Origin of the sequence: Lysinibacillus sp. NPDC093712 (assembly GCF_050280025.1) — a bacterium.
Taxonomy (GTDB): domain Bacteria; phylum Bacillota; class Bacilli; order Bacillales_A; family Planococcaceae; genus Lysinibacillus.
The window spans coordinates 1-10,358 of record NZ_JBNNUU010000003.1 but is presented as its reverse complement, the minus strand read 5'-3'; the positions used below and the strand labels follow the sequence as shown (position 1 = coordinate 10,358).

The 10,358-nt window shown below is 35.7% G+C and carries 12 protein-coding genes; 10 read left to right on the top strand and 2 right to left on the bottom strand.

The annotated features are described in order from the left end of the window. Positions 1-613, top strand: a 613-nt coding sequence (locus ACQKNX_RS12760) for a hypothetical protein (RefSeq protein WP_427429208.1), incomplete at its 5' end; no start/stop codon positions are given. Between the two features lie 304 nt (positions 614-917). Here ACQKNX_RS12760 and ACQKNX_RS12755 read toward each other — a convergent pair. Further along, positions 918-1,838 carry a LysR family transcriptional regulator gene (locus ACQKNX_RS12755; protein WP_427429207.1) on the bottom strand — a complete coding sequence of 307 codons (921 nt, stop codon included), beginning with the start codon at positions 1,836-1,838 and terminating at the stop codon, positions 918-920. A 140-nt stretch (positions 1,839-1,978) separates the two neighbouring features. Here ACQKNX_RS12755 and ACQKNX_RS12750 point away from each other — a divergent pair, with 140 nt between their 5' ends. From ACQKNX_RS12750 to ACQKNX_RS12710, 9 genes are all read left to right on the top strand, one after another. Further along, entirely contained in the window at positions 1,979-2,491 is a 513-nt protein-coding gene (locus ACQKNX_RS12750) for an N-acetyltransferase family protein (protein WP_427429206.1), read from the top strand. Between the two features lie 28 nt (positions 2,492-2,519). Next, positions 2,520-3,434, top strand: coding sequence for a DMT family transporter (locus tag ACQKNX_RS12745; RefSeq protein ID WP_427429205.1), 915 nt, complete (start codon positions 2,520-2,522; stop codon positions 3,432-3,434). 80 nt (positions 3,435-3,514) lie between these two features. Then, positions 3,515-3,910, top strand: a complete 396-nt coding sequence (locus ACQKNX_RS12740) for a DUF5071 domain-containing protein (protein ID WP_427429204.1) — start codon at positions 3,515-3,517, stop codon at positions 3,908-3,910. Between the two features lie 117 nt (positions 3,911-4,027). Then, entirely contained in the window at positions 4,028-4,576 is a 549-nt protein-coding gene (locus ACQKNX_RS12735) for a GNAT family N-acetyltransferase (protein ID WP_427429203.1), read from the top strand. 151 nt (positions 4,577-4,727) lie between these two features. Next, positions 4,728-5,171, top strand: coding sequence for a MarR family winged helix-turn-helix transcriptional regulator (locus tag ACQKNX_RS12730; RefSeq protein ID WP_427429202.1), 444 nt, complete (start codon positions 4,728-4,730; stop codon positions 5,169-5,171). Position 5,172: 1 nt separating this feature from the next. Next, positions 5,173-6,216 carry a threonine aldolase family protein gene (locus tag ACQKNX_RS12725; protein ID WP_427429201.1) on the top strand — a complete coding sequence of 348 codons (1,044 nt, stop codon included), beginning with the start codon at positions 5,173-5,175 and terminating at the stop codon, positions 6,214-6,216. A gap of 147 nt (positions 6,217-6,363) precedes the next feature. Beyond that, entirely contained in the window at positions 6,364-6,864 is a 501-nt protein-coding gene (locus ACQKNX_RS12720; RefSeq protein ID WP_427429200.1) for a sigma-70 family RNA polymerase sigma factor, read from the top strand. Then, positions 6,861-8,111, top strand: a complete 1,251-nt coding sequence (locus tag ACQKNX_RS12715) for a DUF4179 domain-containing protein (RefSeq protein ID WP_427429199.1) — start codon at positions 6,861-6,863, stop codon at positions 8,109-8,111. Before ACQKNX_RS12720 ends, ACQKNX_RS12715 begins: the two co-directional genes overlap by 4 nt. 127 nt (positions 8,112-8,238) lie before the next feature. Then, positions 8,239-8,712 carry a DinB family protein gene (locus ACQKNX_RS12710; protein WP_340825634.1) on the top strand — a complete coding sequence of 158 codons (474 nt, stop codon included), beginning with the start codon at positions 8,239-8,241 and terminating at the stop codon, positions 8,710-8,712. 477 nt (positions 8,713-9,189) lie between these two features. On the opposite strand, the gene ACQKNX_RS12705 is transcribed toward ACQKNX_RS12710, so the two are convergent. Further along, positions 9,190-10,194, bottom strand: coding sequence for a nucleoid-associated protein (locus tag ACQKNX_RS12705; protein WP_427429198.1), 1,005 nt, complete (start codon positions 10,192-10,194; stop codon positions 9,190-9,192). Between the last annotated feature and the right edge of the window lie 164 nt (positions 10,195-10,358).

Genomic DNA, 10,358 nt, shown 5'->3' with positions numbered 1-10,358 from the left:
GGATAGCAAAGTAAATAATGCTATAAACAATGAAATCATCCCCAGCAATGTATTACAAGATTCTCCCGAATATTTAGCTGAAAATGAAGATGGACTTACTAGTCAGGATTCTGAAATGGCTTATGAAATGTGTATGACAGTGCTGACTGACTATTATAAAGCAATCTGGAACGGTTCGGATATTGAATTGGGGTCATTTATCGAAAGCGAAAACCTTAAACGGTATACGCTAAAGAAAATACAATACCAATATGATTTATATTTAACGCACAATGATACGAATAATTTGGTTGAGAGCGTTGATATTGGCACGCAAGGAGTGGGTTGGGAAGCGGAGTTTACGGATGACGTAGATGGCGGTTTTCTTTACTTAAAATTACCAGCTGAAATTAAAATGACTGAAGGTAGTCATGGTGAAGTTATTGAATTTCTTGTACGTAATGTAAACGGGAAGTTAGTCATTGTTGATTGGTATGATGGTGGAAAAGATAGTTATGATTTCTTAGTTCGTGGAGAAAATCAAACGATTGACAACCCTAATATATGGAATAATAGTGAATGGGTAAATAAGTTAAATAGTAAACAGATTGAATTTTCGGGCTCAATACGTTAATTAGTAAACCGTTGCTTTTACAATACCCATTGGTCACAGTGATTAAATAAGCTTTTTTTGAAGAACATTGAGTTGCCTAGGCAGCTCTTTTTTATTAACTACTCGGGAAGAGACATTGTGCAGTAAATTTCAACACCTTAGTCAATTTGTAAATTCAGATAGCTTTTTGAATTCTTCTGAAAGCGTAGCAGGCGGGAATACCTATATGCCAAAGTCTCTAATTTACAAGTAAAGCAAGATAAATTTAATCTAACTGGGGCTTTACTACGCATTAAAGCGTTCTTTCTATTGAAGAAAGAGCGCTTTAATTTTCTTTAGGCATCGATTTTTCCAATGCTAATTTTACAAAATCGAGATATAGCACAAGCTCTTCTGGCAAAAATACATCATTTCGCTTCACATATCCAACTTGAATGAGATGACTTTCTTCTAACGGAATCGAAATGACGTTGGGGTTCATATAATTATTCACGATGCAACCTGTTCCAAGATTGTATCCATTCGTGTTAGACAGTAAGTTATTCATCGTGCCACGATCTGTTACATAGACGAGCTTTTCAATATTGTTAACATGGAGCGTTTCTTCAGCAAAATGTAAAAGCATGTCATCCTGCTGATAGCTCAAATAAGGATAGTTGCGTAATTGTTCAAATGTAATCGTTTTATAATGGGCCAAAGGATGTTCTTTGCGTAAAAAGACGTGTTGTTTCAATGTAGCCAGTGGCGTAAATCGTAAAGCTTTGGAGATGAAATGACGCTCAAAAAATGGTTTATTTAATTCAGATACAGATAAAATACCAATAATACTTCTGCTTGAATAGATGTCATCAATTACGTCTGTTGATTTACCTTCTCGAACTGCCAGCTCATATTTCCGTTCATTAAAATGCTCCATTAAATTCGCAACCGCCTCAATTGCAAAGCTATAATGTTGTGATGAAATGGAAAACTTCGTTAGGCCCATTTTCTTGTCTTTATCAAAATGATGTTTAACCGCCTCCGTTTGTTCCAGTAGCATTTTTGCATAAAACAATAACTCAGTTCCTTCTTTTGTAAAAACAACCCCTTTGTTCGTTCGATCTAAAATTGTAATCCCTAGCTCAATTTCCAAATCACGCACTGATTTACTAATACTAGGTTGTGTTACGAAAAGTGCGGAAGCGGCTTTACTAATTGAATTATGTTTGGCAATCTCTACAAGATAACGAAACTGCTGAAATGTCATTTCCTCACCAACCTTCATTTGTCTTGCTATAACTTTAGTCTATAGCAAGGGGATAAAAAGTTCAATTTTACCTTATGAATGAAGAGATTTAATATAAAAGGAGGATTACAAATAAAGCGAAAAAGAAAGGGAGAAAAAACATGATAAGAGAAGCAACACCAAAGGACTTAATGGACATTTTAAACATTTATAATGATGCAATTCTCCATACGACTGCTGTATACACATATAAACCCCAAACGCTTGAAAATAGACAAAGTTGGTATGACCAAAAGATGCAGGAGGGAAATCCAATACTCGTATATGAGTTAGATAAAAAAGTAGTAGGCTTTGCGACATTTGGTCCTTTTAGAGCGTGGCCAGCTTATAAATATTCGATTGAGCATTCAATTTATGTAGATAAAGGCTATAGAAAAAATGGAATTGGAACGGCATTACTGAAAGAATTAATAGCTATTGCAACGGAAAGAGAATACATGACACTAATTGCTGGAATTGATGCTCAAAATGAAAAAAGCATTGATATGCATAAAAATTTTGGCTTTGTCTATTCAGGTACTATCAAAAAAGCAGGTTATAAATTTAATAGTTGGTTAGATTTAGATTTTTATCAATTAGAGTTGCAAGGTCCTAAAGAACCTGTAGAAGAATAAAGCTGTTTGGAAGAAGGGGGAATAAAAGGTGAAGAAGTATTATGTTTTGTTGCTTTCAACTTGTTTATTATGGGCCGGAAGTTTTGTCGTTAGTAAGACGCTTGTTGAACATGCTTCGCCTATCACCCTGACGACTTTGAGGTGGATGATTGCAGTCATTTGTCTTGTGCCTATTGTTTGGTGGAAAGAAAAAAAGATTTTGCCTCCAAAAAATGCAATACTTCCTTTAGTTTTAATGGGGTTAACAGGTGTTGTGCTATTTAACCTTCTACAGTTTTTAGCATTAGAGCAGACAACTGCAACAAATGTTGGCTTAATATCAACATTAAATATGATTTCGATCGCTGCTTGTTCAGCTATATTTTTGAAAGAGAAAATGAATATGTTACAAATTTTTGCGATGGGTTTCTCCTTTTGTGGCGTCCTACTAGTACTATCTAAAGGGAACATAGACTACTTGTTATCATTGAAGTTTAATACAGGCGATTTGTGGATGCTTGCTGCAGTATGTATATGGGGAATTTATACAATTTGTAGTAAGTGGGCTATGACCAAAACTTCGGCTTTAATGTCTACTTTATACTCTGCTATTTTTGGACTAATAATGCTTTTACCAATAAGCATACCTAGATTTACGGTTTCCCATATAGATACTTCTTTCGTTTGTGGGATTCTTTATACAGGTGTATTAGCAACAGTCGTATGTATGCTATTTTGGAATATGTGTGTGCATAATTTAGGTTCAACAACATCAGGCGTTTTCCTAAATTTTAATCCAATATTTACTGCCATTTTAGCCTTTTTACTATTAGGTGAAAAAATGAGTTGGATACAAGGCATAGGGAGTATCATAGCAATAGGGGGATGTTATTTGTTTTCATACTTTGCCAAAAAGACTGAAACAACAATTGATGTAATCGCATCACAAAGCGGAACAACTTGAGTCGTAGCACACGGTACATTTCACTTTAGTAAAATGATAGTGAGATAGTCTAATGATTGCCATTTAAAAAAGGAGTGCTGATGTTGGAAGGATATGAAGGCTTTCTCCCAAGGAACGTATACGATGTTGAGAAGGTACCAGAAATTAAAAAACTGGATAGAGATACACAAACGTCTTTATTGCCGGACCTTCTCGTATTTACTCAGGATATGAACTGGCCAGTTGCACCAGGCATATTGGAAATTCTATTAACTTTCCCCGAGGAAATTGTCCCCCATGTGCAAGATGTGTTATCGTCAAATGATGACAATTGGAAGTGGTTTCTTCTCCACTTTTTAGTGATTAATTTGCCTGTAGAGTCAAAAGTTCAGTTTAAAGATTATTTATCGAAGGTAGCTGAAAACCCTACGAAAATGGAACTTGCAGAAGAATTGGATGAAATTGCAAAGGGAATTTTAGCAACGCTCAGCTTATAAGAAAAAGCCACACAAACAGTGGAGCTTTTAAAGGGAGCAGTATATGGGAAGACGGATTTATCATATTTCAACAGAACTTATATATCTATTAGAAATATTTTTAGATGAGGTGTTCGATTGAATAAGATAAAAACCGAAACAGAAAGATTAGTTATTCGATTAATAGAAGAGGAAGATTATTCTACTTGGCTTACGCAATATGAACATCGTCTACCTTCTCAGCATAAATACGATGAAGGTAAAATTGATATGAGCATTTGTACGAAAGAATGGTTTCGTGATTTAGTAACTGAACATTTTCAACTGGCTGTTGATGACAAAGTGTATATATTTGGTGTGTTTAGAAAAGTAGATAATACGCATATTGGCTTTATCGACTTTTCAACAATTATAAGGAGAGAATTTCAATGGGCTAGATTCGGTTATACAATCCATAACCAATTTTGGAGACAAGGTTATGGTAAAGAGGCTGTAAAAGCAGCGATTGATTTAGCGTTTGAAAAATTAAATTATCATCGAATAGAAGCTCACATAAATATTGATAATATACCGTCTATAAAATTGGCAGAAAGTGTTGGAATGGTCTATGAATGCACAAGGAAAGGTTTCATCTACGAGAACGACAAATGGACTGATCATCTAGTCTACTTTATAAATGCAAATTAAAACCATTGAGTTGCATAGGCAGCTCTTTTTTATTGAACCAATGATGAAAGCTAAATTCGGTGTGATACTTTATTACTTCGAAAAATGTTGACATTGTCCACTAAGTTCATTAATATTTGTTGACATAGTCCACAAATAAAGGAAGGCGAATATGAACTTAAATGATAATATTATCGCTGATATTCGGCAATTCAATCGGTTTTATACGAATTTACTTGGGTTATTAGATAAACATGTTTTGGATACCGGTTATTCATTTACAGAGGCACGAGTAATTGTTGAGATTGGTTTGTTGGGACAGTGTATTTCAAACAATTTAGTTGAAAATCTAAATATTGATCGCAGTTACATGAGCAGAATAATTACTAAGCTTAGTAATGATGGACTAATTAGTAAGGAATCATCAATATTGGATAACAGAACAAAATTGATTCGTTTGACCCCTAAAGGGCTTGATTTATTTCATCAACTAAATGAAAAATCTGATGAACAGATTGTGAATTTACTGCAAGGTTTGTCATCAAAAGAGATTAACGAAATACATGCCTCTATGTTAATGATTCAAAAGAAATTAAATATGTTGGAGGAAATATAAAATGATACGTTTTGAAAGTGATTATGCAGAAGGTGCTCATAAGCAAATACTGAGCCGACTAATTGAAACGAATGAAGAGCAGACACCTGGTTATGGTATGGATGAACATTGTGAAAAAGCCAGATCTTACATTCGAAAAGCGTGTGGCGCAGACAATGCAGATGTACACTTCTTAGTTGGAGGAACACAAACGAATACGACGATTATCGCGTCCATTTTACGTCCACATCAAGGTGCAGTTGCTGCTATTACAGGTCATATTGCAGTACATGAAACAGGCGCAATTGAAGCTACAGGTCATAAAGTACTTACTTTACCGAGTGATGATGGCAAAATTACAGCACAACAAGTAAAAGACTTATATGATGCGCATTGGAATGATGTCACGCATGAACATATGGTTCAGCCAGGCTTAGTTTACATATCTCATCCTAGCGAGAATGGGACGACTTACAGTAAATCCGAATTAGAGGAGTTAAGCAAAGTTTGCCGACAATGTAGTTTGCCATTGGTTATGGATGGAGCTCGATTAGGATATGGTCTTGTTTCAAAAGACAGTGATTTATCCTTAGCAGATATCGCTAGACTTTGCGATGTATTCTATATCGGTGGAACGAAAGTAGGTGCAATGTTTGGTGAAGCGGTAGTCATCATAAATGATAATCTTAAAAAGGATTTTCGCTATTTTATTAAGCAAAATGGTGGTATGCTCGCTAAGGGGAGACTGTTAGGAATTCAGTTTGAGACGTTATTTGAAGATGGCTTATACTATGAGATTTCTAATCATGCTGTGGAAATGGCGATGATGATCCGAGAGGCATTTATTGAAGAAGGTTATGCATTAAAATATGATTCCACAACAAATCAACAGTTCCCTATTTTACCGAATGATGTGTTAACTAAATTAGGTAAGAACTATTCATTTTCCTTTTGGGAACAGTTCGATGCTACGCAAAGTGTTGTAAGATTTTGTACTAGCTGGGCAACTAAAAAGGATGATGTTGAAATGCTAATTGAGGATATTAGGAAATTAAAATATAGCTAAGTTATAGAGGAATCCATTTTGAAGACTTTTTGAAATGGATTCTTTTTATTTATCAAATAATTTATAACTTCTTACATAATAAATATTTTAAAATTTTTGAACGAAATGAAGTATTTTACAGTCTAATGAAGGAAGGAGGCGAAAAGGATGGAATTTGAAGTCACGAAGCGTGCTATATGTGGGGATCATCAAGCGATACTTTCTCTTATTGAAATGGACGAAGATATTTTATATCGCATGGCTTTTACATATATGAAAAATGAGCAAGACGCTTTAGACGTGATGCAGGAGCTAGTTTATAAGGCACTTAAAAAAATGCATACCGTTCAACAGCACGAATATGCCAGAACATGGCTCGTGCGTGTCTTAATCAATTGTTGTAAAGATCATTTACGTGAACACCAACAAACGGTTCAAATTGAGGAACATCATTTATTTGAATGGGCCATTTACTCAGATATTGAGAAATTGTTAGAGCAATTGACCTTATCAGAGCAGCAACTCGTCTATATGAAATATTTTCAGCAACTAAGAAACAAAGAAATTGCTGAGCTCAACCAAATTCCTGAGGGTACTGTAAAATCTAAGCTTCATCACATTCTAAAAAAACTTAGAAACTTCGCAAGAGAAAAGGAGGACTGGCTATGAATAAACGACCGATTGACGTTCCAAAGGACAAACTTCAACAAATTCGAATGGATACGTTTCGTAAAGTGAAGCGAGAAAAAAGAACAAAGAAGCGCATCGTTTCGGTTGCAATCGTATTTTTGTGTTGTCTAAGTCTTCTATTTTCTATTCGTGTATCGCCAACAATTGCAAGTCAAATTGCAAAAATACCTGGCTTTCAAGCGATTGTCTCAGCGGTTGCAAGAGATAAAGGGATAAAGGATATTGTCGATAATAATTACTATGAAGAAATCAATGAAACCCAAACAAAAAATGACCTATCGCTTACATTGCAAGGTGTAATTGCAGATCATTCGGGTTTTGTTCTTTACTATGACGCTGATGCTCCATTTGAATTATTTTTGGAGAAAGTCCAATTGTTCCAAGGGGATGATGAAATTGAATGTGGTTGTTCCTTTACGCATAATGCAAGTAATCAAACAAAGATCTCTTCTTCAGTTGAGTTTGGTTTTTCAGAGCCAATCGCCTATACGTCAAAAGATTTTAAAGCTATTTTTCATTTTATTGATAAAGATAAAGGGAACATTGAAATAACAATACCGTTTTCACTACAAAACGAAATCGCACAGGAAAAAGTTATTAATGCGAATCGTACTGTAGATGTCCAAGGTCAGAAACTTACGATTAAACAAATTCGCCGTAGTCCACTAAAATTGGCACTTGATATTGAAGTAGACGAGGAAAATACAATGCAAATATTAGCACTGGAAGATATTGCAGTCGTGTCGGAAAGTGGTGAGCGTAGAGAAACAGTTAGAAATCGCTCATCAATATACAGAAATAATTCCAATGGAAAATTCACGGTATATTTGCAAAGTAATTATTTCGATGATCCAGAGTCATTGACGGTTATAATTGGCGCTGTACATGCTGTACCGAAGGGTGAGGATTTTATCGAAGTTGATTTTGGTACACAGAAAATAATCTCAAAACCAGATTATTTAGATTGGGATATATCTGTAGAGCAACAAAGCCTAAAAACTGCAGCAAAGAAATGGGATAATAGCAGGAGCCATACGTTCTTTGAGAGTGCTCTAAAAGCAGATGGCACGGTGTTAGAATTTGCAGGGGGCTCATACTCAGATGATGATGAGTACCTATACGCAACGGAGACCTTTAAAAAATACGATGGTAAAGCCAAAATATTAATAGACTATTACTTCAATCCTATCGGTCAAAATATTGAATTGAAGATTCCATTAAAATAAATTACAGATGTTCAAAAGGGAGGAAATCCTTTTTGAGCATCTTTTTGACTTCTGTTCATCTTTAGAAAGAGGGTATTCCCATCTCAAAGCGAATGATTAACATTAAGGAAAAGAAGGAGTTGGGTAAATGTTTCACCTAAAAGATGTTTTATCCGATCAGTTGTTAGCGAATGCAAACGATCCAAGCTGGTACGTCCCATTGACAGAGGCTGTTAAAAATCTGACAGAGGAAGAAGCTTTTTGGAAGGTAAGTGAGGAAAGTAATAGTATTGCTGAAATTGTACAGCATTTACTTTATTGGAATGAAACGTGGCAAACGAGATATAAAGAAAATAGTATACATGCAGTTCAGGCGGTAGGGAGTAATGACAGTACGTTTACCATTTCAGAAAATAAAACATTCGTTGAACTTCAGCAACAGCTATTAACAGTCCTTTTATATTGGCAAGAATTATTATCAGAACAACAGCTTGAAAGCGAAGTAAAAGGGTATTTTAATGCGAATTGGTGGCAAGTAGTGGGGAATGTGACAACGCATAATGCCTACCATATCGGTCAAATAGTTTATATACGAAAGATGCAAAAGAGCTGGCAGCGGTAAGTAAATCGCCGGTAAAGCAGGGGAAATCGCCGATAGAAGTGCATGAATCGCCGATAAGGCAGGGGAAATCGCCGATAGAAGTCCATGAAACGCCGGTAAAGCAGGGGAAATCACCGATAGAAGTCCGTGAATCGCCGGTAAGGTAGGAGAAACCGCCGATAGAAATCTGTGAATCGCCGGTAAGGCAGGAGAAATCGCCGATAGAAGTCTGTGAATCGCCGGTAAGGCAGGGGAATTCGCCACTAAAAGTCCGTGAATCGCCAGGAAATCAGGAGAAACCGCCACTAAAAGTCCGTGAATCGCCAGGAAATCAGGGGAAACCGCCACTAAAAGTCCGTGAATCGCCAGGAAATCAGGGGAAACCGCCACTAAAAGTCGATGAAACGCCAGTAGACCCGCTGTAACGGACATCAACAGCCCAGCAAAAAAGTGTAGGATTGATCTCAGTCAATCTTACACTTTTCCTCTTATTTCAGATTATACTTCTTCATTAAAATAGATTTTATAAAATTTGCGATTCGTTTCCTCATCAAAGCCAACTTCAATTAGCTCATCCATTTGCTCAATATCACGGACGTTCACTTGAATTTCAATTGCGGAATCCAGTTTGATTTTACGTTTATAGCTTTTCTCAGCTTTTGCAATGGCACTTTCGGAAATCACTGTTTCGTAGGGCTTGACTGAATTGACGATAATATCCTTTTGCGTTGAATCAGCTGCTTCAAATACAGTGTCAATATAGTCGTTTACTTGAAATTCTTCTTCACTGCGGAAATAATCGAGCGTTTTGTTTAAAAAGCCCAACTTTTCGGGATTTGTAAAACTCTCTTCTTTTAAAATATATTTTTTACATTCGGTTAATGCTAAGTTTGTTTTATGATAATGTTCATCAGCTACTTTAATTTTCAAAAAGCGTTCTTGCCAGTAAACGACATCTTCTTTCTTTTTCGTTTTCATAAAAACAACTGGCGCTTCGTCTGCCCCCATATCTACAATGACAGCCATATTATTGATTTTCTTTACATTAATGCCGTCGATGCCATTGACAGTCATTTTATTTTGTTCATTTTTCACATCTAAAAACATTTCTTTTTCTTCAATTTTGACAATGGCAATAACTTTCTTTACCTCTGTCGACATAAAACAATTGTCAAATAAGCCTATAAACAATTCACCGCTTTTAATATTTGGATGCCCAGATGCACTATGTAAGTGCGTGGCGATATGCTTAGATTGTTCTAGGAAACTAGCTTCCTCATCAAAAATAGCTTTCACATACGTATACACTTCATTTAAGCCAATATTTGATTCATGAAAAAATTCAAATTGTTGCTCAAAGTCGAGTTTGTTAAACGCTAATTGTGTAAACGCTGCTTCTAGCATAACCTCAGGTTGCGAAAATGCTTCCTCTCCCAACACTAGGCTATCACTAACATAATGTACAACATATTGTGCTAACTTACTTTCACTTACCTCTAACATAATTATCCACCTTTAATATAATTGTTTCGATAATTTACCATAGCACACCCCACGCAAAATTTACATGGATTGGTATGTCAACACTAAACTGGACAAAAATTATAAGGTCTGTTGCTTGAATTCCACTGGAGTTAAATAGCCTAGTGTCCCATGAATTCGAATGT

Bases quoted from the DNA above. Each gene is read 5' to 3' on its own strand.
- ACQKNX_RS12730 (WP_427429202.1), top strand. From the start codon at position 4,728: ATGAACTTAAATGATAATATTATCGCTGATATTCGGCAATTCAATCGG.
- ACQKNX_RS12725 (WP_427429201.1), top strand. From the start codon at position 5,173: ATGATACGTTTTGAAAGTGATTATGCAGAAGGTGCTCATAAGCAAATA.
- ACQKNX_RS12750 (WP_427429206.1), top strand. From the start codon at position 1,979: ATGATAAGAGAAGCAACACCAAAGGACTTAATGGACATTTTAAACATT.
- ACQKNX_RS12705 (WP_427429198.1), bottom strand. From the start codon at position 10,194: ATGTTAGAGGTAAGTGAAAGTAAGTTAGCACAATATGTTGTACATTAT.
- ACQKNX_RS12710 (WP_340825634.1), top strand. From the start codon at position 8,239: ATGTTTCACCTAAAAGATGTTTTATCCGATCAGTTGTTAGCGAATGCA.
- ACQKNX_RS12740 (WP_427429204.1), top strand. From the start codon at position 3,515: ATGTTGGAAGGATATGAAGGCTTTCTCCCAAGGAACGTATACGATGTT.
- ACQKNX_RS12715 (WP_427429199.1), top strand. From the start codon at position 6,861: ATGAATAAACGACCGATTGACGTTCCAAAGGACAAACTTCAACAAATT.
- ACQKNX_RS12755 (WP_427429207.1), bottom strand. From the start codon at position 1,838: ATGACATTTCAGCAGTTTCGTTATCTTGTAGAGATTGCCAAACATAAT.
- ACQKNX_RS12720 (WP_427429200.1), top strand. From the start codon at position 6,364: ATGGAATTTGAAGTCACGAAGCGTGCTATATGTGGGGATCATCAAGCG.